Annotated in this window: 21 protein-coding genes; 14 read left to right on the plus strand and 7 right to left on the minus strand. The window is 62.5% G+C overall.

Annotated features, from left to right (window positions below):
- Nucleotides 1–52: 52 nt before the first annotated feature.
- The 5 genes from EII26_RS01800 to EII26_RS01820 all read right to left on the minus strand — a co-directional run bounded on the left by EII26_RS01800 (nt 53) and on the right by EII26_RS01820 (nt 4,216).
- The gene (locus EII26_RS01800; protein ID WP_124887430.1) at nt 53–562 is read right to left on the minus strand and encodes a rubrerythrin family protein; all 510 of its coding nucleotides are present in this window, start codon (nt 560–562) and stop codon (nt 53–55) included.
- Between the two features lie 97 nt (nt 563–659).
- The gene (locus EII26_RS01805; RefSeq protein ID WP_124887431.1) at nt 660–1,817 is read right to left on the minus strand and encodes a glycosyltransferase; all 1,158 of its coding nucleotides are present in this window, start codon (nt 1,815–1,817) and stop codon (nt 660–662) included.
- Complete coding sequence (locus tag EII26_RS01810) at nt 1,802–2,503, minus strand: acetyltransferase (RefSeq protein WP_124887432.1); 702 nt, start codon at nt 2,501–2,503, stop codon at nt 1,802–1,804. The genes EII26_RS01805 and EII26_RS01810 overlap by 16 nt, the downstream gene beginning before the upstream one ends.
- A 4-nt stretch (nt 2,504–2,507) precedes the next feature.
- Nucleotides 2,508–3,098 carry a sugar transferase gene (locus tag EII26_RS01815; RefSeq protein ID WP_124887433.1) on the minus strand — a complete coding sequence of 197 codons (591 nt, stop codon included), beginning with the start codon at nt 3,096–3,098 and terminating at the stop codon, nt 2,508–2,510.
- Nucleotides 3,092–4,216 carry a DegT/DnrJ/EryC1/StrS family aminotransferase gene (locus EII26_RS01820; protein WP_124887434.1) on the minus strand — a complete coding sequence of 375 codons (1,125 nt, stop codon included), beginning with the start codon at nt 4,214–4,216 and terminating at the stop codon, nt 3,092–3,094. Before EII26_RS01820 ends, EII26_RS01815 begins: the two co-directional genes overlap by 7 nt.
- 270 nt (nt 4,217–4,486) lie before the next feature.
- Here EII26_RS01820 and clpB point away from each other — a divergent pair, with 270 nt between their 5' ends.
- The 14 genes from clpB (at nt 4,487) to EII26_RS01890 (ending at nt 20,835) form a co-directional block, all read left to right on the plus strand.
- The gene (gene clpB, locus EII26_RS01825) at nt 4,487–7,093 is read left to right on the plus strand and encodes an ATP-dependent chaperone ClpB (RefSeq protein ID WP_124887435.1); all 2,607 of its coding nucleotides are present in this window, start codon (nt 4,487–4,489) and stop codon (nt 7,091–7,093) included.
- A 150-nt stretch (nt 7,094–7,243) separates the two neighbouring features.
- Nucleotides 7,244–8,158, plus strand: a complete 915-nt coding sequence (locus EII26_RS01830; RefSeq protein WP_124887436.1) for a hypothetical protein — start codon at nt 7,244–7,246, stop codon at nt 8,156–8,158.
- 170 nt (nt 8,159–8,328) lie between these two features.
- A complete protein-coding gene (locus tag EII26_RS01835; RefSeq protein ID WP_124887437.1) occupies nt 8,329–10,080 on the plus strand; it encodes a PEP/pyruvate-binding domain-containing protein in 1,752 nt (583 codons plus the stop codon).
- Nucleotides 10,081–10,115: 35 nt separating this feature from the next.
- Entirely contained in the window at nt 10,116–10,919 is an 804-nt protein-coding gene (locus tag EII26_RS01840; RefSeq protein WP_158612100.1) for a transketolase, read from the plus strand.
- The gene (locus tag EII26_RS01845; protein ID WP_124887439.1) at nt 10,916–11,833 is read left to right on the plus strand and encodes a transketolase family protein; all 918 of its coding nucleotides are present in this window, start codon (nt 10,916–10,918) and stop codon (nt 11,831–11,833) included. Before EII26_RS01840 ends, EII26_RS01845 begins: the two co-directional genes overlap by 4 nt.
- A gap of 54 nt (nt 11,834–11,887) precedes the next feature.
- Nucleotides 11,888–12,583, plus strand: a complete 696-nt coding sequence (locus tag EII26_RS01850; RefSeq protein WP_124887440.1) for a cell division ATP-binding protein FtsE — start codon at nt 11,888–11,890, stop codon at nt 12,581–12,583.
- Entirely contained in the window at nt 12,570–13,454 is an 885-nt protein-coding gene (locus EII26_RS01855; protein ID WP_233572542.1) for a cell division protein FtsX, read from the plus strand. Before EII26_RS01850 ends, EII26_RS01855 begins: the two co-directional genes overlap by 14 nt.
- Nucleotides 13,455–13,550: 96 nt before the next feature.
- Complete coding sequence (locus EII26_RS01860; RefSeq protein WP_124887441.1) at nt 13,551–14,681, plus strand: murein hydrolase activator EnvC family protein; 1,131 nt, start codon at nt 13,551–13,553, stop codon at nt 14,679–14,681.
- Between the two features lie 93 nt (nt 14,682–14,774).
- Nucleotides 14,775–16,013 carry a murein hydrolase activator EnvC family protein gene (locus EII26_RS01865; protein WP_124887442.1) on the plus strand — a complete coding sequence of 413 codons (1,239 nt, stop codon included), beginning with the start codon at nt 14,775–14,777 and terminating at the stop codon, nt 16,011–16,013.
- Nucleotides 16,014–16,081: 68 nt separating this feature from the next.
- On the plus strand, nt 16,082–17,317 hold the full coding sequence (locus EII26_RS01870; protein ID WP_124887443.1) for a S41 family peptidase: 1,236 nt from the start codon (nt 16,082–16,084) through the stop codon (nt 17,315–17,317).
- A gap of 85 nt (nt 17,318–17,402) precedes the next feature.
- Nucleotides 17,403–18,692, plus strand: a complete 1,290-nt coding sequence (locus EII26_RS01875) for an adenylosuccinate synthase (protein WP_233572543.1) — start codon at nt 17,403–17,405, stop codon at nt 18,690–18,692.
- 69 nt (nt 18,693–18,761) lie between these two features.
- Nucleotides 18,762–19,205 (plus strand): GNAT family N-acetyltransferase, encoded by a 444-nt coding sequence (locus EII26_RS01880; protein ID WP_158612101.1) that lies wholly within the window; start codon nt 18,762–18,764, stop codon nt 19,203–19,205.
- Nucleotides 19,193–19,567 (plus strand): hypothetical protein, encoded by a 375-nt coding sequence (locus EII26_RS01885; protein ID WP_124887446.1) that lies wholly within the window; start codon nt 19,193–19,195, stop codon nt 19,565–19,567. Before EII26_RS01880 ends, EII26_RS01885 begins: the two co-directional genes overlap by 13 nt.
- An 8-nt stretch (nt 19,568–19,575) precedes the next feature.
- The gene (locus tag EII26_RS01890) at nt 19,576–20,835 is read left to right on the plus strand and encodes a class II fructose-bisphosphate aldolase (protein WP_124887529.1); all 1,260 of its coding nucleotides are present in this window, start codon (nt 19,576–19,578) and stop codon (nt 20,833–20,835) included.
- A 46-nt stretch (nt 20,836–20,881) separates the two neighbouring features.
- Here EII26_RS01890 and lpdA read toward each other — a convergent pair whose 3' ends face one another.
- On the minus strand, nt 20,882–22,267 hold the full coding sequence (gene lpdA / locus EII26_RS01895) for a dihydrolipoyl dehydrogenase (protein ID WP_124887447.1): 1,386 nt from the start codon (nt 22,265–22,267) through the stop codon (nt 20,882–20,884).
- Between the two features lie 106 nt (nt 22,268–22,373).
- The gene (locus tag EII26_RS01900; protein ID WP_233572544.1) at nt 22,374–24,539 is read right to left on the minus strand and encodes a transglycosylase domain-containing protein; all 2,166 of its coding nucleotides are present in this window, start codon (nt 24,537–24,539) and stop codon (nt 22,374–22,376) included.
- Between the last annotated feature and the right edge of the window lie 35 nt (nt 24,540–24,574).

Consider the following 24,574-nt stretch of genomic DNA (forward strand, 5'->3'; position numbering starts at 1 on the left):
ATCCCGAAGAAGGAGGGGCCCGCCGCGTATGTTCCGGCTCGCGTTTTCGTCCCTAACGGCAGGGATTCTTCACGAACGTCGATCCCTTTGCCTTACAGATCGGGCAGGCGTCCGGGGCCGAGCCCTCCTGAACGAACCCGCAGATGGGGCAGAGGAACCAGTCACTGTCCTTATCCTTCAGGGAGGCCAGGTTCTCCAAGGCCTTTTTGTACAAGCCTCCGTGGACCTTCTCCGCCTCGTTGGCGAAGTGGAAGCTCCTCTTCGCGGCCTCGTGTCCCTCGGCCTCGGCATCCTTGATGAAGCCGGGGTACATGGTGGAGAACTCGTAGACCTCCCCATCCAGAGCGTCCTTCAGGTTGGCGGCCGTATCCTTGATCCCGCCCATGGTCCGGAGATGGGCGGTCGCGTGCAGCGTCTCCGCCGATGCGATGGCCCGGAACATCTTGGCGATGCCGGGGTAGCCCTCCTTGTCCGCCTGGTCCGCGAAGGCAAGATACTTCCTGTTCGCCATGGACTCGCCGGCGAACCCCTCGTTCAGATCCTTCATGGTCTTCTCATACATGGTGGAACCCCCTTAAGGAATTTCTTCCCCGCGTCCGCTCCTGTTCGGGGCGGGGAAGGATGAAGCCCCTATAGAATACGGGAATCGTGCGGAAAAGTCACCCCCCGGGTCGTGGGGTGTGAGGGGTGCGAGGCCTTCCCAACAGCGTGTCGTAGAGGATCTCGTGCTCCTTGAGAAGCCCTTCGATGCTCCATCGGGGATCGGGCAGCGGCTTTTCCCCGAAGGGGGCGGCGACCGCCACGAGCATGGCCGCTGCCAGGGCGGCGGAGTTGCCGACAGGGTAGAGAGCGCCGCGAGAGGGGTCCGTGACGAGATCCCGGATTCCCCGAGCATCCGCGCCCAGGACGGGGATGCCCAGGGCGATGGACTCCATCGCGCTCCGGTTCAGTCCCTCCCGCTCGGAGGGAAGGATGGTCGCCCTCGAGGCCAGCATCAGCAAGGGGATGTCGGACCGCTGTCCCAGAAAATGGACCTGCGGGGCGATACCGAGTTTTTGGGCGCGGCCCCTCATCGCCTCCTCAAGCGGCCCCCTTCCGGCGAAGGCCAGGTGGAAGTCCCGCCTTCCGGTCTTGGCCAGGGCGTCCAGGGCGTCCCGATGCCTCTTGCCCGGGTTGAACTCCGCCACCATCAAAAAGAGCTCGTCCCCCGGCGCGAGGGCGAGCTCCTCGTAGAGCTCGCGTATCCCCGCCACCGAAACGGAGTCCGGGGACCAGCGCTTCAGGTCCAGGCCGATTCCGGGCAAGTGGGTCAGCCTCTCCGGGGCGATGATGGAACGGTCGAGGACGGCATGCCGGTCCTCCTCGTTGATGACGATCATGTGGTCGGTCCAGCGCGCGGCCCTGCGCTCCAACTCCAGATAGAGGCGGTTTTTCAGGGGGGAACCGCCTCTGTGGAAGTGGAAACCGTGTGCGGTGTAGACGATCCTCGGCCGGACTTCTGCGGGCAGCCCCCTCAGTGCCATGCGCGTCACGAAGGAGGCGACCGGCGTGTGAACGTGTACGATGTCGTACTTCTCGCGAGCCACGAGGTTGCGGATCGCGTCGTTCATGGGGCGGATGCCCCTGAGCGCCCAGGGCTTTCGTGAAAATGGGGCCTCGTGGCAGGCGTCGAAGGCCTCCAGACAATCCGGACAGGATGCGGCGCCCCGCGACAGGGCGTCCACCCTCCACCCCAGCGACCTGAAATGCCGGGCATAGGGAAGCAGAAAGGCCCGGAGCGTGGCGGCTACGGTGGTGACGATCAGAAGTCTTGGCATGGAAGTCCTCCTCCCGATTCTGCATTGACGCTGACGTTCGGTTTCGAGGGGCTTCGGATCGGTTTTGCGGGGTTGCCGACCGCAACGCAGTCGTCCGGCACGTCGTCGATGACGATTCCCCCCATCCCCACGGTCGATCGGGATCCCACGGTCCTTCCCTGCAGGATGGAGGCTCCCGCACCGATCAACGTCTCCTCTCCAATGACGACGTTGCCCGAAATGCTGGCGTGGGGCATGACCGAACCGAAGCTGCCGATGGAGGAATCGTGCGCGACGTAGGCTCCGGTATTCAGGTAGACGCAGTGCCCCAGAGCGACGTTGAGGGAGACGAAACACATGGGGAAGATCACGAGGCCTTCTCCCATCCGGGCGGGGGCTGTGATCTGAGCCGTTCGGTCGATGACGTTGGGAAAGTGAACGTGGGCGCATTGCTTGAGCTTCTGGTAAATTCTTTTTTTGGGCGAAGGCGCACCGATTCCCAGAACGACGTCCAGCGGCTTTCCGAATTGACGAATGAAGCGGATGTCCCCCAGGACCTCCAGGTTTCGCCAGATGGTGCCCGAGTGGGGGACATCGTCCACAAAACCCAGGAGGTTCCAAACGTAATGCTGTTCGTTGATTCGCCGGACAACCTCGGCAATCTCTCTTCCCAGCCCTCCGGCCCCGTAGATGACGAGATCGTGCATCGTTTCAACTCCCCCGAAACCGTGGCATGGTCGCCTCCCCGGGGGAGGAGATGCCCTCGCGCCTCAGGACCTTCCATGCCGTAATCGCCAAGATCTTTGCATCCAGCCAAAACGTGCGGTGCTCCACGTACCATACGTCGAGCTCGAACTTCTCCTCCCAGGTCAGTGCGTTCCGTCCGTTGATCTGCGCCCAGCCGGTAATGCCCGGCTTGACGGAGAGGCGTTTCCTCTGGCGTTCGTCGTAGAGCGGCACGTAATCCAGAAGCAGCGGGCGCGGCCCCACCAGGCTCATGGCGCCGCACAGGACGTTCCAGAGCTGGGGAAGCTCGTCCAGGCTGCTGCGCCTCAGAAAAACGCCCAGGGGCGTCAGCCGGTCGGCGTCGGGCAGGAGCGAGCCGTCCCCGTCCCGCGCGTCCGTCATGGAGCGGAACTTGTAGAGCCGGAAGGGCCGTCCCCCAAGTCCGGCGCGGAGCTGCGAGAAGATCGCCGGCGGCCCCATGCGGCGCCGGATGGCCAGCGTCAGCAGAAGAAACACCGGGGAGAGAAGAAGCAGGCCCAGGAAGGAGCCCGTCAGGTCCACGAGGCGTTTCAGCATCGGGCCAAAACCGCTCCGTCGAGCGCTTCGAGGACCGCCGCGATCACACGGTCCTGCTGCGCCTCGGTCAGCCCGGAGCCCGAGGGCAGACAAAGGCCCCGGGCGAAGAGCTCCGCGCAGACGTCCCGGCCCTCCTCGTGCGGCCAGTACCGCGCTCCCTCGAACACGGGCTGGAGGTGCATGGGCTTCCAGAGGGGACGCCCCTCGATGTTGTGAGACGCGAGATGCTCCAACACCGCCAGGGGGGAGACGCGGAGCGGCTCCTCCAGGGTCAGCGTCGTGAGCCAGCGGTTGGAATGGCTCCAGGAGGGCTCGGGCATGAAGCGCACGCCCTCGACCTTCCCAAGGGCCTCGATGTAGCGGTCGAAGATGCGCCGTCGGGCCGAGACCCGATCGTGCAGGTGCGCCGTCTGGCCGCGGCCGATGCCCGCCAGAACGTTGCTCAGACGATAGTTCCACCCCAGGGTCGTGTGTTGATACCAGGGGGCGGATTCGCGGGCTTGGGTGGCGAGAAAACGGGCGCGCTCGATGGCCTCAGCATCGTTGGAGAGGAGCATCCCGCCGCCCGAGGTCGTGACGATCTTGTTGCCGTTGTACGAGAGGATGCCGAAGGATCCGAACGATCCGCAGCGGCGTTCCCCGTAGAGCGATCCCAGGGACTCCGCCGCATCCTCGACGACGGGGACGCCGTGACGGGCACAGAGCTCCAGCAACGGGTCCATGTGGCAGCTTTGCCCGTAAAGATCGACCAGGACGACCGCCTTGGGCTTCCGCCCCCTTTCTGCGGCATCCAGCAGGGCCCTCTCGAGCGCCCTGGGGCTCATATTCCACGATTCGGGCTCGGAGTCGATGAAGGCGCACTCCGCGCCCTTGTGAAAGAACGGGGCGATGGAGGCCGCGAAGGTGAAGGATGAGCAAAGGACGAGGTCGCCTGGCCGAATGTTCAGAAGTTCCGCGGACAGGTGCAGGGCCGCCGTCCCGGAGGACAGGGCCAGAGCGGAGCGGACGCCCACCAGCTCGGCCGTCTCCCGCTCGAAGGCCTCGACGTGGGGCCCCAGCGGTGCGATCCAGTTCGACGCGAACGCCTCGCCGACCCTTTTCAGCTCGTCCCCGCTCATGTGCGGCGGTGAAAGGTAGATACGTTCCTGCGGCGCCAGAGGGATCACCTCTTCCTTTCAACAAAAAACTCGCCCCGGCGGTCCTTCAGGGGCCGAGACGGGGGGATCGTCCGATTTCATCACGGATGAGTTTATCGCATCTCGCGAGAAAATCAAAGCTGATGCCCGTTGGCGCATTGCTTAATACGACAAACGGCGTATTGCGGGTACAGGAGCGCGACTCTATAATTTGGTCATTAAAGGTCAAATTATTTTCAGGGGTGAAGTCAGATGGATTTCAATAAATTGACGCGGAAAAGCCAGGAGGCTCTGGCCGAGGCTCAGGGTATCGCAATCGGCTTCAACAACCAGGAGGTGAATGTCGAGCACCTGCTGTTGGCGTTGCTTCGGGACGGAGAGGGCCTGATTCCTCGGATGCTCCGGCGGATGGACGTCGACCCGCAGACGCTGGACAAGCTCGTGACGGACGAGGTCGCCCGTTTCCCCAGGGTGACGGGCGGCGGGGTCGAGGCGGGGAGGGTGTACGTCACCGCACGTCTCAACAAGCTCCTGACCAGGGCCGAGGAGCGGGCCAAAAAACTGAGGGACGAGTACGTCTCGGTCGAGCACCTGTTTCTGGAGATGCTCGAGGAGGGCTCGGCGACCAATCTGGGAAAGATCATGAACCGTCTGGGGATCACCTCGGACCGTTTCCTGAAGGGCCTCACGGAGGTGCGCGGCTCTCAGAGGGTGCAGAGCGCCGATCCCGAGGCCTCCTACGAGGCGCTGGAGAAGTACGGGCGCGACCTGGTGGCGATGGCCCGAGAGGGCAAGCTGGACCCGGTGATCGGACGGGACGACGAGGTGAGGCGCGTCGTCCGGATCCTCAGCCGCAAGACGAAGAACAACCCCGTCCTGATCGGGGACCCCGGGGTCGGCAAGACGGCGATCGTCGAGGGGCTGGCCCAGCGCATCGTCCGGGGCGACGTCCCGGAGGGACTCAAGGATCGGACGGTCTTCGCGCTGGACATGGGGGCTCTCGTCGCGGGGGCGAAGTTCCGCGGCGAGTTCGAGGAGCGCCTCAAGGCGGTGTTGAACGAGGTCAAACAGAGCGATGGACGCATCATCCTCTTTATCGACGAGCTCCACACGATCGTCGGCGCCGGGGCTGCCGAGGGGGCGGTCGATGCCGGAAACATGCTCAAGCCCATGCTGGCGCGCGGGGAACTGCACTGCATCGGCGCGACAACCGTAGACGAGTACCGCAAGTACATCGAGAAGGATGCCGCGCTCGCCCGCCGTTTCCAGCCGGTGGATGTGGAGCAGCCGGATGTGGAGGACACGATATCGATCCTCCGGGGCATCCGGGAGAAGCTCCAGGTGCATCACGGGGTACGGATTCGGGACAATGCGCTTGTTGCGGCGGCGACACTTTCCAACCGCTACATCACGAACCGCTTTCTGCCGGACAAGGCCATCGACCTGGTGGACGAGGCTTGCGCGATGATCCGGACGGAGATAGACTCCCTGCCGTCGGAGCTGGATGCGGCCTCCCGGCGCGTGATGCAGCTGGAGGTCGAGGAGGCGGCCCTGAGGCGCGAGGTGGACGCGGCGTCGGCCGAACGCCTGAAGGCGCTTCAAAAGGAGCTCCAGGAGGCGCGTACCGAGGCGGATGCCCTGCGGGCCCAGTACGAGGCGGAGAAGGGGGCCATCTCTGGGATCAGGGAATTGCGCAGCCGAATCGACACGGTCAAGGCCGAAATCGGGAAGGCCGAGCACGAGTACGATCTCAACAGGGTCGCGGAGCTTCGTTACGGAGAGCTCCGGAAGCTGGAGGACGAGCTGAGGGCGAAGGAGGAGGCCGCAGAGGGGGAAAGCGTGTCCGGACGCCTTCTGCGCGAGGAGGTCACCGAGGAGGAGATTGCCGACATCGTCAGCCGCTGGACGGGCATCCCCGTCACTCGCCTGGTGGAGGGCGAGAAGGAGAAGCTGCTCAAGCTCGACGAGGTGCTGCATCGCCGCGTGATCGGGCAGGACGAGGCCGTGGCGCTCGTCGCCGATGCGGTGCTCCGTGCCCGGAGCGGCATCCGGGACCCCAGGCGTCCCATCGGCTCCTTCATTTTCCTGGGCCCTACCGGAGTGGGGAAGACCGAGCTGGCAAAAACCCTCGCCGAGGCGCTTTTTGACAGCGAGAACAATCTTGTGCGGATCGATATGTCCGAGTACATGGAGAAGCACGCGGTCTCGCGCCTTGTCGGCGCGCCCCCCGGCTACGTCGGCTACGACGAGGGGGGGCAGCTTACGGAGGCCGTACGGCGCCGTCCCTACTCCGTCATCCTTTTCGACGAGATCGAGAAGGCGCACCCGGACGTCTTCAACGTCCTGCTCCAGATCCTGGACGACGGACGCGTCACGGACAGTCAGGGCCACGTGGTGGACTTCAAGAACACCGTCGTCATCATGACGAGCAACATCGGGGCGGCAAGTCTTCTCGAGGGGATCACCCCGGACGGGGCTATCCCCGAGCAAACGCGGGATGCGGTTATGAGCGCGCTTCGCGGCTCCTTCCGCCCCGAGTTCCTGAACCGGGTCGACGACATCGTGATCTTCAGGCCCCTGAGCCGGGACGAAGTGCGGCGGATCGTCCGCCTTCTGCTTCAGGACCTTTCCGCGCGTCTGGCCGAGCGGCAGATCACGCTGGACGTCGATGAGGATGCCGTGGATTTCATCGCAGAGGCCGGCTACGATCCCGTCTACGGCGCGCGTCCGCTCAAGCGCTATCTGATGCGCAGTGTGGAGACGAAGCTCGCCCGGGCATTGATCGCCGGCGGCGTGAGGGATGGATCGTCCGTAGGGATCGGGATGAAGGACGGAGAACTGGCGTTCCGCTTCGAATAGCGTTGCGGGGTCATGGGGAGGCCCTTTGCGAAGGGTGTCCCCATGGACCCTTGGGATGCGTTCCGGATGGCCTTGTGGTAAGCTAAAGATGCGGCGAAGCATGTCTGGAGGTTTTGGGGTCCATGCGACTTGCTTGAAGGAGGGAGCGGTTTGATCTTTGAGTTGATGTCCAACGGAACGACGGCCCAGTTGCCGCAGGCGCCCCTCCCTGAGGGGATCCCCGAGCCCGGAGGTCCCTTTGTGTTGCTTTTGTTGCCATACAATCGGTACCTTCTGGGTTGTTCGCCGAAAGGGGGGCTCGAGCGCTGGATATGGGGCCGGCCAGGCGGAGAACCGGAGGAATTGTTCCTCTATGAGGATAGGGAGCTGGTCCTCACCTCGAAAGAAGCGACCCTGGCGGTCCTTTCCCCGGAGATCGTCGAACGTCTGAGGTCCGCGCTGCTCAGCCAGGCAGAGCCTCCCGGCGATCATCTCTCGGCGGTCCTCATCCTCAGGGGGCTGATGAGGGAGCATGCGGCTTTTTCCGACGGAGTCCCGTTTCGGAGCGAGGGGGCCTTTGTTCGGTTCATGGAGGAAGACGAAAGCCTCCGCAAGTGCTATTGGGCCCTGCGCTTCGCGCTCGCCCGGGGGGAGTTCGACGCCGTGGTTCGGCTCCGGGCCTGGCTCAAGGCGGGGCCGCAGAATTTTTCCGCGCAGGAAACTCCGGCCAGGATATGGTTTTCCATTTTGGACCTCCCGTGCGAAAAGGACCTTTCGGAGCTCGAGTCCCTGTCGTTCTCCCGGGAGGACCTCCAGCACATGGTCTCTCAAGACACGGTGCCGCTGCTCCTGTTCAATCCCCGTTCCGGGTACCTTATCCTGTCGCGGTTCGGGTCCCGGGAACGGGCGGCCTTCCAGCTGTGGGTCTACCTGTCCGCGGCGCTTTGGGGCGAGCTGCGGGAGCGCCGCAAGCTTTCCATGAGGGAGTTGCTGCTTGCGGTGTGGGGGGATTTCGAGGTCGCCCAGGCTCAGCTTCAGCGGGCCCGCTACATGCCGAGCCCGGGAAATACGGTCTCCGTAGTTTAGAATCGACCCTTGGGGTTGGGAAGGGCGTCCGCCGGCGGAGCGTCGCGGGGCCCCCGGCGTCCGTTCAGGATGTCCGGGGGCTTTCCCATCGGGGCTCTTAAGGGTAGAATTTTCGTATGGGCTCTTAGGCGGAGCGGTGCGCTCCTGCCGAGACGGGAGGGGGAGGTTCGGTGACCGCGGGAAGGTTTCTGGCGTACGACGCGGAGAACTATTACAGACAAAGGGGATGGCTTCTGGGCCTGGGCAAGTGCGGGGGCAAGGCCAAAGGGCTTGCCTTCGCCCATACGGTGCTCTTCGAGTCCGAGTTGGCGAAGAAGGTCGAGCTGCCGGCCCTCAGCCATGTCATTTCCACCGAGATCTTCGAGGACTTCTTGAACGCCAACGGGCTGAGCGATCTCTACGGCGAGGAGGACTGGGACGTCACGCGAGAACGTTTTTCCAGGGGCGTCTTCTCCGATGCGTTGAAGCGAGACCTTGTACGGATGCTTCGCGATTTCGAGGTTCTGGGCAATCCTCCTCTGGTGGTTCGTTCCAGCTCGCTGATGGAGGATTCCGTCGACTTGGCCTTCGCGGGAAAATACGATTCCTTCTTCTCCGCCAACGTTCGGGATATGGACTGGCGCATGGCCAAGCTGGAGGAGTGCATCCGTGCGGTATGGATCTCCACGTTCAACCCCTCGGCCAGAAAATACCGCGCCAAGCACGGAAAGACGCATCGTGACGAATCCATGGCCGTGATCGTCCAGTCGATGGTCGGCAAGGATCGCCACAACCTCTACTACCCAAAGCTTGCGGGCACGATCTTCTCCCGCATCTTTCGGCGTCCCTCGCCCCGAATCCAGAAGGAGGACGGGCTGATGTGCATCTGTTTCGGGATCGGCACCCGAGCGGTCGATCGCGGAGCAGCCCGCAGCTTCTACCTGACCAATCCCGCCCTCCGCCCCTCGGGCAACTCTCCGGAGCGTATCGCCGGGTCCAGTCAGGAGTTTTTCGACTACATCGATCGGGAGGAGGGAACTTTCAAAACCGGCTTCATGCGGGATTGGATGACCTCGTTCACCAACAATCACAGGGATCTCGACCAGTACATCGAGCTGTACGACGAGGACAGCAACACGCTCCTCCCTTTCAGCGTCCATTCCATGATGTCCGGCCTGCGCCCCCTGGTGACGTTTCCGAACTTCCACCGAACGCAGACCTATCTGTTCGACCTCGTTCGGGATCTGATCCGGACCATGGAGGAGGGCCTGGGACTCCCCGTGGATATGGAGTTCACCTACGATACTTCAAGCCGTGACTTTCGCCTGGTCCAGATGCGTCCTCTGACCCACTTTCAGGAGATGAGCCGTGTCGTGGTGCCCGAGGTGCCGCAGGACAAGGTCGTCTTTCGCGGGGACCGTATGGTGAGCAACGGACGCCTGCGCAACATCCCCTGTCTGGTCTACGTCGACCCCGTCAAATATATGGACCACTGGGATCCCGGCGGGGTGGCCCGGGCGGTCGGGCGGCTCAACGATTCGCTCAGGGGAACGCGCTACATCCTGGCGGGGCCCGGACGGTGGGGCAGCCGCAATCCCGCGATCGGCGTTCCGATCCAGTACGCGGATATCTACAACTGCAGCTGTCTGGTGGAGCTGAGTGCGCCCCAATTCAACTTCAGTCCCGAGCTGTCCTACGGTTCCCACTTCTTCCTCGACATGGACTCCGACAACATTCTGTACCTGCCCGTATTCTCCGGGGAGAACGGCAATTTCTGTGCCTGGGATTGGCTTGAGGAGGCCGAGTACGAGACCGGCGAGCATCCGTCCGTCCGCATCTATCGGGACAACTTCTTCGTGTTTCTGGACGGGGAGAGCGAGAACGGGCTGGTGTGCAGAGGGGGGCCCAGGGACTATGCCTGGCGGCAGAACGGGACCGTCTGATGCCGGGTGAACCGGGGACGAGGGGGACGCCTTCGGTGGATGCCCTGCGGCGACGTGCCCTTGCGGTACGCCGCGACATCGTCGGCATGCTCAAGATGGCGCGCGCCGGCAGCCTGCTCCCCCCTTTCTCGGCAGTGGACATCTTGGTTTGGCTCTATGGAGGGATATTGAAGGTCTGCAGCGAAGCGCCGCTCGAGCCGGAGCGCGATCGCTTCGTCCTGAGCCGGGCTTCGGCCGCCCCGGCGCTTTATGCGGTGCTGGCGGAAAGAGGGTTCTTCGAACGGGATGAACTGTGGGGCTACGGGCGTTTGGGCAGCCTGTTGCAGGGCACGCCGGAACCGCGTCGGACGCCCGGGGTCGATGTGTCCTGCGGGGCCCCGGGGATGGGCGTGGGCATCGCCTTGGGGCTCGCCCTGGCCCTGAAGGACTGCAGGCCCGGCGCGAACGTTTGCTGCCTGCTTGGGGCGGAGGAGCTGAGGGCCGGCTCCACATGGGAGTCGTTGGACAGGGCCCTGGCGTCGCCCCCGGCCAATTTGACGTTGATCGTGGAGCATGCGCGCGTCCCCGAAAAAGTCGGGGACGCATTCGGGTCCCCGGAGCTCGCATCGCGTCTCTCCTCGCTGGGCTGTGACGTCCGGTGTGCGGACGGGCACGATTACGATTCCTTGACGGAGGCCTGGGCGTCTCTTTCGAAGGATCGGCTGCGGGTGGTCCTGGCATGTACGGTCCGAGGAAAGGGGCTGCCCCCTCTGCGTGAGGGAGTTCTGAACGACACGAGCATCCTGGACCACCAGACCACGGAACTTCTGCTTCGGAGCCTGGAGGCCGTGTCGTCGTGAAGGATGCCGAGGCGAGTGGGATGGACTGCAACGCAGTTTTGCGGGAGGCCTTTAAGGGAGAGGAAGAGTTTGCCGGGCTTGCCCTGCTGGGCTCCGGCGCCGGGGAGGAAGATGCCGATGGCCCCGGAGCTGCGGAACAGAGCCTGGTTTTGATGGCCGCGGGAATGGCCTGCGGTGGGAAGAGGGTTGTGGTGTCGGCCTGTTCCTCGCTCCTGATCGGCCGGGCCTACGAGCAGATCCGTTCCGCAATTGCCCTTCCCTCCCTTCCTGTCTGTCTGGTGGGGCGGGATTCGGGATTCGGGGCCGGGTACGCCGGGGGTGCGCGGCAGATGTTCGAGGATGTCGCCCTGATGCGTTCTCTGCCCAACATGAAGCTGCTCGTCCCGGCGGACGGCCGCTCGGCCGTGACGCTTCTTCGCGAAGCCGTCAGGCAGGGAGGCCCTTCCTACGTGAGGTTGGGTGCGGAGGGGGGCGAACCATGTTCCGCCGAGGAGCCGCGCCTGCGTCTGGGGGGGATGCGCGTTCTGCGGCAGGGGACGGACATCACCCTGTGTGCGTATGGTATCATGGTCGGCGAAGCCTTGAGGGCCGCCGACGTTTTGGCTCAGCAGGAGATTCAGGCCGAGGTCATCGACTGCTACAGTCTCGCTCCGTTTCCGGCTCGCCCATTGCTGTCCTCCCTGCAGCGCACGGGATGTTGCGTCACTGCCGAGGAACATTTTTTGCCCGGCGGGCTTTTCGAGACGGTGGCGGGATTGGCCGCTAGAGAATACCCTGTTCCGGTACAGCCGGTTGCGGTTCGGTCCGGATTCGGTCAGAGCGGTGCCCCCCAGGACCTGAAAGGTTACTATGGTCTGACAGCGGCGCAAATTGTCAGTGCCGCTGTTTTGGCTTGGACTCGTCGACGGCGGTAGCGTCGGTCCCGCGCGCCGGAGACCAACTTCGAACTGAAGAGGGGACTTGTCCGAATGAAGATCAGTTTTTCGGGGATCACCAAGATTTTCGCCCCCGACATCATCGCTCTGAGGGATGTGAACCTCACCATCGAAAAGGGAGAGTTCGTCTATATCGTCGGAGCCACGGGGTCCGGGAAGTCGACGCTTTTGCGCCTGATTACGCGTGAGCTTCTGCCCTCCCGGGGCAACGTGTTCGTCGACGACGTCAATCTTCGCAAGATGAGGACGGCGGACATTCCCTATTACAGAAGAGACGTCGGGCTGGTGGCCCAGGATTTCAAACTGATTCCCCACCTCACCGTCTACGAGAATGTGGCCTTCGTCATGGAGGCCATGGCCGTCCCGAGCAAGATGGTGGAGTACCGGGCGAACAAGGTCATCGAGCAGGTGGGGCTTTGGCGCCGGCGACACATGAAGACCACCCAGCTTTCGGGCGGCGAGCAGCAGCGGGTCGCCATTGCTCGTGCCCTGGCGAATTCGCCGTCGCTTTTCATCGCGGATGAACCGACGGGAAACCTGGATTTCCGGACCGCTGCCGACGTGATGAAAATTCTCTTTGCGATCAATGCGGCGGGGGTGACGGTCGTGATGTCCACGCACAATCATTACATCGTCGACTCGTGCCGCCAGAGGGTCGTCGAGCTCGAGGCCGGTCGGCTGATTCGGGACGAGAAGGCCGGGAGGTACCATTTGGATGACGACTTTTAAATATATTCTGAGGGACATGGGACGTCTTATCGTCCGTCATTGGGTTTTGGGGTTGCTCACCCTCGTCACGGCCTCGGTGATGCTCTGGATTTTGGGGCTGACGACGCTCTTTGCCCTGAACATAGAGACCTTCCTGACCAAGCTGGAGGGCGAGCTGGTGGTCCAGGTTTTCCTCAAGAAGGGCAGCGAGGTGGAGCGGGTTGCGGAACGCATCCGGCTCATGAAATCGGTGGCGGACCTCCAGGCATTCTCCCCGGACGAGTCCCTGGCCAAGCTTCAGGCCAAAATGGGAAGTCAGACGCGGGCTCTCTCGCAGATCGGTGCGAACCCCATTCCCTGGAACTTCAAGGTTCGTGTCCGCAGCGCAAGGGATGTCGATCCCCTGGTTCGGAACCTCATGGCGATGCCGGAAGTCGACGACGTGATTTATGCGGGGACCGTCGTCCAGAGGGTTTCGGCGCTTTCGCGTGTGGCCTCGCGTGTGGCCATGATGATGTTTGCCCTGTCGATTGTCGTTACCTCGTTGGTGGTCTACAACACGATTCACATCTCCCTCTACTCGCGCCGGGAGGAAATTGGCATCATGTATCTCGTAGGGGCGACGCGGAGCTACATCGCCACGCCCTTCGTGCTGCAAGGGACCCTTCTGCTTCTCCTGGGCGCGGTTGCAGCGGTGGCCGGGCTCGTTTTGACCTATCTGCCGGGCATTCGAATTCTGCAGGAGAACCTTCCTTTTCTCTCCCTGGCAAACGATCCTCAGTTGCTCGGCCGTTTCTGCGTGCTCCTGGTGAGTTTTGGGGCCACGTTGGGCTGGGTGTGCAGCTGCATCGTCGTGGCACGCTTCATGCATGCCGCGACGACGCCCCAGTGATACGGGGGCGTCGCTTTGCGCTCCAGGTTTTGTCTGTTTTTGGGCCTTTTGCTTTCGGCGGGAACTCTCCTTTTTGCGCTCCCCGCCAGGGCTGCCGTGTCGGATATCGACGCCCGGATTGCCGAGGAGGAGCAAAGACGCAAGAGGCTGGAGGGGCGGATCAGCGATTACCGGACCCGTATTCGGGAGCTGACCACCAAGGTCGACACGCTTCTGGGACAGATCGATCGGCTGCAGCAGAACGAGGCGGTTGCGGGGCAGGAACTCTCCCTGCTCGAACTCCAAAGGCGCAAGGTTCAGGAGGACATCGCCTTTTTGAACGCCGAGATGGCCCGCGAGCGGATAAAGCTGAACGAGCTCGTCGACCGGCTGCAGAACAGAGTCGTGGACATGTACAAGTATGGGGAGACGGAGGAGTTGAACCTGCTTTTCGGTTCCGCCAGCACCTTCGAGGCGCTCGAGTCCCTTCACCTTTTGAGAATGCTCTCCCGTCACGACGAGCTTCTCCTGATGCAGCTGCAGGATCGCATGAGGGAGATGGAGCTTTCCCGGAGGACGATGGATGATCATCGGGCGCGCCTTGTGAAGCAGGGCGAGGCCCTCAAGGCCCAACGGATACGTTACAGGGGCTCGATTCAGCAGACGAACAATTTTATCGGCAATATTCGCAAGCAGAAGGCCTTGGCCGAGAAGGCGGCTCGCGAGATGGAGGCGGCTCAGAAGGCTGTGGGGCACACCATCCTGACGCTGATGCGCCGTAAGAAGGAGCGGGAGGCTCAGGCGCCGCAGGTGAAGGGGCGGAGGGGCGGAGGCGACTACCTCGCCGGGCGGGGACGGGGCTCCATGTTCGACTGGCCCGTCAGAGGTCCGATCACCAGCGCCTTTGGCCGTCGCGTCCACCCGATTTTCAAGACGAAGTCCTTTCACTCCGGAATCGACATCTCGGCTCCTCCGGGAACCGCCGTTGCGGCCGCAGCCTCGGGAGAGGTTCTGTTCGATGGATGGCTGCGGGGCTACGGCCAGGTTGTCATCCTGGATCATGGGCGGAATTACTCCACCGTCTATGCGCACCTCTCCTCGACGGCCGTGCGTGAGGGGCAGGTCGTTCAGGCGGGGAGGACGATCGGCAGGGTCGGAAAGACCGGGACGACGACGGGCTACCACCTGCATTTCGAGGTGCGTGTGGGCAGTGAGGTCAAGAATCCGCTGGACTACCTCAAGAGATAGAGGCGGTTGTTTGCCTTGAGTGATGCCAAACTCCTCGTTTCAGTGAAGCACGGCCCCGAAAAAAGCGATGAAGAGGTCGATTCCTTGACGCGAATGATGACGGTTTTGCGGATTTTTTTTGTGGCGGCGCTTCTTTTGTTCTTTCAGGGCGACACGTCTGCGGCGCCCCCGACCGAGGCGGAATTGTTCGAGATGAGAAATCTGGACGCCCAGATCGCGATTCAGGAGCGGGCGAGAAAAACCCTGAGCCGTCAGATAGAGCAGTACAATGCAAGCGCCCGAAAGAAGGCGAAGGAAGCGCGCAGCCTCCTCGGAAAGCTGACCAAGCTGCGCCAGGAGGCACAGCTTGCGAGCACGAGAATCGAGCTCCTGGAACTTCAGTCCAAGCGCCTTCAGGGCTCGATGGCCGAGCTCAACCGGGACATCGCCAGGACGAGCGACTCGATGAAATCGCTGATCGAGGAACTTGATGACCGCATACTCGATATCTACAAATACGGGTCCCGTGAAGAATTGAATCTTCTGCTCTCGGCGGAGAACACGCATGAGGCCATCGCAATGGCCTACATGCTGGATCGGTTGTCCAAACAGGATCAGATGATCGTCGAAGAACTTTCGGGAAAGATGAAGGATCTGGAGCGGGCAAAGGCCACCTTGGAGAAGAACAGGGTCCAGATGGCGCGTCAAACGGAGGAACTCACAAAACAGCGCGATCACTATCACTCCACGATTGCCCGGACGAACGCCCTGCTGCGGGAGGCCCAGGGACAAAGACAAAAGGCCGAGGCGGCTGCGCGGGAGATGGAGGCCGTACAGCGGGAAATCGGGCAGAAGATCCTCTTCCTTCTGCAGAGCCGGGGGATAAAAAAGCGCCCCGATCCTTCCCCTGCCGAAGGGCAGAAAAAGCCGCCTCAGCAGGATTATTCTTATCTGGCTCAGGGGTCGCAGCTGGACTGGCCCCTTCGTGGCCCCGTGATCATGCCCTTCGGATCGAGAAATCATCCTGTATTCAGGACGAAGGTCTTCAATTCCGGCATCGACATCCGGGCCGCCGCAGGGGCACCTGTGAAGGCGGCTGGACCGGGCGAGGTGTTGTTCTGTGGCTGGCTTCGGGGTCTGGGACGTATCGTGATCGTGAACCACGGCAGCAATCTCTCCACCGTCTACGCCCATCTGGGCACGACTGCGGTGAACGAGGGGGATGCGGTGCGTTCAGGAACCCTTCTGGGAACGGTGGGCAACACGGGGACTTCCAACGAATACAGTCTGCATTTCGAAGTGCGCTATGGAGGTTCGGCGAAGGATCCCCTGCGGTACTTGAGAAGGATTTAGGAAACGACGGAGTCGTTCGGAAAAACGGCAGTCCGCACGCTGCATTTCTGAGGATGGTGTTTGGCGCGATGGTAAGGAAGAGCAAAAAGGGATTGTGGTGCATTGCGTGGCTGTGCATCCTCTTGACGGCCGCGGGGATGGGGAATTTTTATATGGAGAGCGCGGGGGCTGCGGACCTGAACGAACTAGAGCGCCTGTCCCCTTTCAATGCCCGCTCGCTTTGGCTCCTGCGCCAGGCGAGGGCCATTATCGAGACCTATCAGGTGGATGCCGCTTCGAAGCCCGTCCCCGAGGACGAGTTGCTGCACGGCGCGATGAAGGGCATGGTGGAAGCCTGGAAGGATCCCTACACCCGTTTCGTGGCTCCCGATCAGCTCAAGGACGAGGAGATCGAGATGGAGGGCCGCTACGGCGGTCTGGGCATGTACATCGGGGAACGGGACGGCAGAATTTTGGTCATCAGCCCGATGGAGGACTCTCCCGCAGAGCGTGTGGGGCTCAAGCCCAAGGACCAGATCGTCAAGGTGGACGAGGAGGTCGTGCTGGGGTGGGACTCCCAGAGAGTGGTTCAGCGCCTGCGCGGCAAGCCGGACACGAAGGTGACCCTCTGGGTGCGCCGGGACGGTGAGGAGGAGCTTTTGAAATTCGAGCTGACCCGGGAGATCATCAAGCTCAAATCGGTCCGGTACGAGATGCTTTCGGACGACATCGGCTACCTCCGTCTGACGCAGTTCAAGCAGAAGACGGACGAGGAGGCTCGTGACGCCCTGAAGGACTTGATGAAGAAGGGGGCCAGGGGTCTGGTCCTCGATCTGCGCAACAATGGCGGTGGCCTGCTGGACGTCTCCGTCCGGATCAGCGGGATGTTTCTCAAGGGCGGCCCCGTCGTCGAGACCCGAGGGCGGGCGGAGAAGGCCAACGAGAAGTATTCCGCAAACCCCGCGCTTTTTCTGACCGCCATGCCGATGACGGTCCTGATCAATGGGGGCAGCGCCAGTGCCTCCGAAATCGTGGCCGGTGCGCTCCTGGACAGAGGGCGCGCGTCCCTGGTCGGTGAGAAAAGTTTTGGCAAGGGATCGGTGCAGACGCTCTTTCCCCTGACCGACGGTTCGGGCCTCTACGTCACCATCGCCAGGTACCATACGCCCTCGGGCCGGGTCATCGATCACGTGGGGCTCTCGCCGACCATCGAGGTGAAGGGCGAGCCCGACAAGGACAAGAGCAAGGACGCTCAGCTTCAGAGGGCCGTAGCGGAGGTCAAGAAATTGCTGGCTAAGGACTCCGGAGGGGGCGCAAAAAAATGAACCGGCCGGGTTCTGAATTCCGGCAAAGCCGTTTCGTGGCGACCGCATGGACGCGTTGCAGGGCGGTCGAGGGAGGCTCATCGCGGTGAAAAAAAGTAAGGTCGATTTGCTCATAGGCGCCCAATGGGGCGATGAGGGCAAGGGCAAGGTCGTCGACATGATGGGGGCGGACGTGGATGTCTTCGTCCGTTATCAGGGAGGAGCGAACGCGGGGCATACGGTGATCGTGAACGGCCAGAAGGTCGTTTTTCACCTCCTTCCCTCAGGGATGCTCTATCCTGGGAAACTCTGTATCATCGGGAACGGGCTGGTCCTAGACCCCGAACAGTTTTTGGCGGAGAACGCGGGGCTTCACGAGAGGGGGCAGGATCGGGCCCGCCTTGTCGTCAGTCCCCACGCCCACGTTGTGATGCCCTATCATAAGATCTTGGACAGGGCTCAGGAGGCGGCACGGGGCAAGGGGCGTCAAATCGGGACGACAGGGCGTGGAATCGGTCCCTGTTACGTCGATAAGTACGCGCGGAACGGACTGCGCGTCGAAGACCTGCTGGATCCGGATCTCCTGAGGGAAAAGCTGGTTCCGCTCATGGAGGAGAAGAATCAGCTTCTCACACGCCTCTATAACGAGAAGCCCATCCCGTTCGACGAGGTTTACGAGCCGGCCCGGGAGTGGGGAAAGGCCTTGGCTCCTTACGTCGACGATGTCGTTCGCCTCCTCAGGGCGGCCGTGGATGCAGGGCGGCATATCCTGCTCGAAGGGGCTCAGGCGGTTTTGCTGGATGTCGACCATGGGACTTACCCTTATGTGACGAGCTCCTCGACCATCGCTGCCGGAGCCTTTACCGGGACGGGGCTTGCCCCCTGCGACCTGACCCGCGTGATCGCCGTCGTCAAGGCATATACGACAAGGGTGGGGGAGGGGCCCATGCCCACCGAGGAACGCGGCGAGATCGGAGAGCTCCTTCGCCGGAGGGGGGGGGAGTTCGGGGCCACCACAGGCCGCTCCCGACGTTGCGGATGGTTGGATATGATGGGGCTCAAGTACTCCATGGAGCTGAACGGGGTGGACGTGCTCGCCCTGACGAAGCTGGACGTTCTCTCCGGGATGGATCGGATACGGATCTGCTCCGGGTACGAATACGATGGCAGGAGGCTCGACCGCTTTCCCACCTCCAGCCGGGTGTTGGAGGAGGTCGTCCCCGTGTACGAAACCCTTCCGGGATGGAAGGAGGATATCTCGGGCTGTACGTCGTTCGAATCCCTTCCCGACGCGGCACAGAACTTTGTGCGCTTTATCGAGGCCCAACTGGACGTCCCCGTGAAGCTCATCGGCGTTGGACCGGATCGCGCTCAGACCATCGACAGGGGCCTTTGAGCCGCTCGAGCGATGTTCCTGCCGCAGATTCGTTTCTGTGAGAGGAGGGATATCCCCGCGCTTCTCGACGTGAACGGATTGTCCCCCCACCCCTGGCCGGAATCCGCCATTGTCGGGGATTTGGCGGATCCCTCCGTCCCGGGGACCGCTTCCGGCGGTCCCTCTTATCTGGGGGCCTTTGCCCTCTCCGCCGGCTCCCGGCTTTTGGGGTACGCGGCAATGGGGCATGAGGACCGTTTTGCGCTCCTTATGGGGCTCGTCGTGCGTCCGGAATACCGTCGACGGGGGATAGGGACTCAATTGGTCCTGGCCGTCGCGGAGTGCGCCCGGTCCATCGGGCGGACGCGTCTGATCCTTCGGGTGCGGGAATCGAACTTTCCCGCACGGTCGTTGTACGAGAGGCTCTCCTTTCGAAGGGAGACGACGTGCGTTCGCTATTACTCGGATGGGGAAAACGCGGTGCGGATGGGTTTGCCCCTTGTCCCGGGATTTCCTGGCCTATGGACAGGATGAGGGTCTATATTCCGTTTCCCGACGGGTCGGCAGTATCCTTCGACGGCGAAAGCTTCACGTTGCATCGCCGCCCCGTGGAGATCGACGTCGCTCCCGGCGCCTTTGCCGAGAGCGGCGCGTCGGAGGCGTGGGCAAGAAGGCGGGACGATCTGGTGCGGGCTCTGGAGTCCGCGTGGATTCGTCGCCGGGAACAGGCTCGGATGAATCGAATCAAGCGCGTCTATTCCCGGGAGCTTACGGACGGGGTCGGCTCTCGCAAGAGCCGACCCGGCTCGAGGGATGAGCGGTCGCATGTTGAGAGAGAAATCCTGTGCGTGCGATCCGGCCGCTCGTCCAGTGCTGGAGAACGAGAGAGGGAGTGATGTGGGGGATGAACGTCAACGGCGGTGCCTGGCAGGCGATGTTGGAACGCAGACCTCTGAACGTCGGAGCTCTGTGGGGGAACGAGGGCGCAGGGTTGGTGAGCGGGCGCGATGTCTTTGCCGCCTGCCGGGAGATGGGGTGCGTCGCCCTGGCGGCGAACTGCCGGCATCCTCTGACCGCGAAAGGGGTACTGAGGGCGGCCAAGAAGCTGGGTGCCGCCGTGGTGCTGGAGCTTGCCAAATCGGAGAACTCCTATTGCTACGGGACCTTCGACAACCTGCCGCACTGCGCCGTCAAGTACTCCGGGGAGATGGGGGACGGCGTCGTCTTCGCCATGCACGTGGATCACTATGGAATCAAAAACCGGGGCGATCTGGTCAAGGCGGTGGGACATATCCCCCATCTGGTGAGCAACGGATGGACCTCCTTTGCCGTTGACGCGTCGCACCTGGACGATTACGACAACCTCATGGCGACGCGCGACGTCGCAATGAGCATTCCCGCCTATCTCGGACTGGAGGTCGAGGTTGGAGAGATCAAGGGGCCGGGCGAACTGACGACCGTGGAGGAGGCCCTCTATTTTATCGGGGGACTCAATGCTTGGGGAATCTACCCCGATTTGCTGGCCATCTCCAACGGCTCCCTTCATGGAACGTACGATGCCGGGAGCGGTCAGCACGAGGGCATCGACCTGAATCGCACGCGGGAGATCGCGGACGCGATCCGCCCTTATGGCGTTTCCATCGCCCAGCACGGCATCTCGGGAACGCCGCTGGACAAGGTGGGCGAATTCCACAAGTTCGGTATCCACAAGGGGAATGTCGCGACCCTCTTCCAGAACGTTCTTTTCGGTCTGAGGATGGACCCCGAGACGGGCAACGCCGACACCTCCACGGGGGCCTATGTGAAGGAGGCGGACCGCGGAATTTCCGAGGGGCTGTGGGAGCGGATGGTTGCCTGGGCGGACCAGGAGAAGATGAGTCGCAAGAGCGGCGACTACAAGAGGGCGAATCTCCCCTTCGGCGAAGCCATTCAGAGCGAGCCCGAGAGGATACAGGATCGCATTGTGGACGAGACCGAGGAGTGGGCCACCCGCCTGATCAGGGCGATGCGCTCGGAGGGCAGCGCCGAAAAGGTGCTTGAGATCATCGGCCGCCGCAGCGACCACAATGGAGCGCCGGAACGACGACCTCTGCATCCCCGCAGCGAATACGGGGCGGACAGGGCGCCCAATCGGCAAAAAACTCAGGGCGATTTCGACGACTAACCGACGGAAACGAGGCCCCCTGCGGCAGGGGGCCTCGTTTCCACGTTTATGCCTTGGGCGTGTGGATGCCCAGACCGAATACGTTTGCCGCGGCCTCGGCCATGGATTCCGAGACGGTGGGGTGTGCGTGGATCGTGTGCAGAATGTCCTCGGGCGTAGCACCGAAGTGCAACGCCAACGCCCCTTCCGCGATCATGTCCGTAGCGGGACCTCCCACCATCTGAACCCCCAGGATTTTGCGGGTCTCCTCGTCGGCGATGACCTTCATCACCCCGCTCGTGTCCCCGGTAATCATGCTCTTGCCGTTCATCATCAGCGGGAAGCGCCCCACCTTGACCTTCAGTCCCTTTTTGGCGGCCTCCTTCTCCATGAGCCCCACCGTTGCGATCTCGGGGGAGGTGTAGATGGCGCCCGGCGTGGTGGTGTAGTCCATCTCGACGGCCTGCCCCATCATGTTCTCGACGGCCACTTCTCCCTCGCGCGAGGCGACGTGGGCCAGCATATAGTCGTTCACGCAGTCTCCGATGGCGTAGATGCCCTTCACGTTGGTCTCCATGTGACGATCGGTGACGATGCGGCCACGCTTCGTCTCGATCCCGAGGGCCTCCAGCCCGAGCCCCTCGGTGTAGGGCTTTCGTCCTTTGGCGACCAGGAGCTTCTCCGCCTCGAGTTCCATGGGGCCGGAGGGGGAGGTCAGCTCCAGTTTCAGCCCTTTTTCGCAGCGCGTTACCCGAGTGATGCTGGTCCCGGTGTGGAAGGTCACTCCCTTTTTCTCCAGGTTCTTGCGCAGGATGAGAGCGATGTCCTCGTCCAGGTTCCGCAGAATCTCAGGTGAGGTCACGACAACGGTAACCTGGGTGCCGAAGGCGGCATACGCCGCGGCGAACTCCATACCGATGATGCCCCCGCCGGAGACGACCATCGACTGGGGGGGGGCTGCCAGAGACAAAGCGTCGTCGCTGGTGATGACGCCCTCGAGATCGTAGCCGGGGATGTCCGGGACGTCGGGCACCGATCCCGTGGCGATGAGTATGGCGTCGGCCTCGATGACCCTGCCGCCGACCTCCACCGCCTTGGGGCTCTTGAGGGTGGCGTGTCCCTCCACGTACTCGACCCCGTTGCCCTTGACGAGGTCCAGGGTCCCTTTGGAAAGTCGGGAGACCGTCAGGGCCTTCCGCTTCATCAACGCGCTCCAGTCCAGCCTGGCATTGTCGACCAAGACACCGATTCGCTTTGCCTCGGACTTGAGTTCGTTCAGGAGTTCCGCTGTGTGAAGCAAAACTTTGGTCGGAATGCACCCCACGTTGAGGCAGGTTCCCCCGATGGCCTTCTTCTCGATGAGGGTGACTGCAGCCCCCAGATGGGCGGCGTGCACTGCGGCGACGTAGCCCCCGGGACCGGCTCCGATGACGACGATGCGCTTTGCGTTCATGGTCAAGATTCCTCCTAAAAAAGTGAATGATGGGGCCGTTTGAGACAAAAACGAAACGCCTCGAAACGTCGGGCGGTATCGTCGAAACAATGGACCTCCGTTCGGCTCACTCGATGCCGTACTCCTTGAGCAGCTTCTGATAGCGCTCCTCGATCTCGTCCGCGGGGCTGGGATCCCGCTGATACGGGTTGGGTGCCTCGGGGATGATCTCGGGTTTGACGGGGGCCGTCTGGGGCGGTGCCGCAACGGCGGGCTCCTCGGGGACGAGATCGCCGTCCTGTTCGATCAGGAAAAGCCTGGGCCCGGTGGGATCCTCGTCGGCCGCCGCATAGTCTCCCCCGTGGAGAGGGCACCGTGCGCTCGGGGCCTTGTTGAGCGGCATGTAAAGCGGAACCCCCGGGCAGCCCGAGGATGCTCGATAGCCCGTCGTCCGACATACCGACAGCTTTTCCACCTCGACCCATCCCGGCGCCGGTTCGAACTTCGCAGGGGTCTTCTGCTTCTCGACGGCGTAGCTCATGAATGCCTTCCAGGCTGGGGCGGCAGCGACCCCTCCTACGCTTCCCCTCCCCATGGAGGTATGATCGTCCTTGCCCACGTAGACGGCCGTCGTCAGGCCGGGGGTGCCGCCGACGAACCAAGCGTCGATGAAATCGTTTGACGTCCCGGTCTTGCCGAATGCCTCCACCTTGGGAATGGCCGCGCGCGTGCCCGTCCCGGAACGGATGACGTCCATCATCATCGAACGGAGCGTATAGGCGGTCTCCGGCCTCATCGCCTGGAGGGCCTGCGGTTCGCGCGATTCCAGCAGCTCGTCGTTATGGGCGCGTATCTCCCGGATCATCAGGGGGACCACCCTCTTGCCGCCGTTATTGAAACAGTTGAAAGCCACCGTCATCTCGAGGGGGGTTACGCTGGCCGCCCCAAGGGCTATCGACAGATCGTTCGGCAGGTACTTCGAATCGATCCCCATGTTGCGCGCCATGGCCACGATGGGATCCGTCCCCATATAGGCCGCCACGCGGACGGCCACGGTGTTGTAGGAGCTGGCCAAGGCTTTCTGAAGGGTGACCTCGCCGGCGTACTTGCCGCTCGAGTTCTTGGGGGACCAGCTGCGACCCCTGCCCCCTCGGTTTGCGAACGTGATGGGCGCGTCCATGAAGTGGTCGCTGGGCATGATGTCCTCCTCCAGCGCCGCCGCATAGACGATGGGCTTGAAACTCGAACCGGGTTGCCGATAGGCCTGAGTCGCCCGGTTGAACTTGCTCTCCTTGAAGTCCTTTCCGCCCACGAGCGCAAGGACCTCCCCGGTCTCCGTCGTCATACACACCAGAGCGCCCATCGCCTTGAGGGATTTTACGGCCTCCTGTGCCTTGATCTGGAGGTCGAGGTCCAGGGTCGTATAGATCTTGAGCCCTCCGCTGTACACCGTCTCCTTGCCGTATTTGGGGAGGAGATCGTTGAACAGGAGGTGGGAGACGAAATAGGGCGCGCGGTTGAACTCCTCTATCCGGTTTGCGAGCTTCCGAAATTCGAGCTTTTCGTCATAGGCCTGCTGCCTTTGGTTCGCATCGATCCAGCCCAAGGTTTCCATGCGGCTCAAGACATAGTTCTGACGGGCTTTCGCATTGTTGTGGTTGCTCAAAGGATTGTATCGGCCCGGGTTGGCGATGAGCCCCGCCAGAATGGAGGCTTGAGCGATGTCGAGGTCCGCCGCGGACTTGCCGAAATAGGTGCGTGCCGCCGTCTCCGCTCCCCAGGCTCCGCGGCCGAAGTTGATGGTGTTGAGATAAAGCTCCAGGAGTTTGTCCTTCGAGTACAGCTTTTCCATGCGCATGGCGATGATGATTTCCTTGGCCTTGCGCGCGATGCTCTTCTCGTGGGAAAGGAAGAGGTTGCGTGCCAACTGCTGGGTGATGGTGCTCGCTCCCTGGATCTTCCCCCCCTCGACGAGGTCGATCCACAGAGCTCGGAGGATGGAGCCGATTCGTATGCCCCTGTGTTGATAAAAGGCCGAGTCCTCGGCTGCGAGGACGGCCTTGACGAGCCAGGGGGAGATCTGGTGCAGCTGGAGGGGAGTACGGTTTTCGATGAAGAGCCTTGCGATCACCTTATTGTTTCGGTCGTAAAGGACCGAGGCCACGCTGCTTTTGGGGTTGGCGACGTCGACCATTGTCGGCAGGTCCGCCGAGATCTTCACGACATACCAGGCGACGCCGGCGCTGACCACGCCGATCGCCAGCAGCACCACAAGAAGAAAGGCCAGCAGCACGAGGCTCAGGACCGAGCGTCTCTTTTTTTTCTTTT

This window comes from Fretibacterium sp. OH1220_COT-178, from assembly GCF_003860125.1.
Lineage (GTDB): Bacteria > Synergistota > Synergistia > Synergistales > Aminobacteriaceae > CAJPSE01.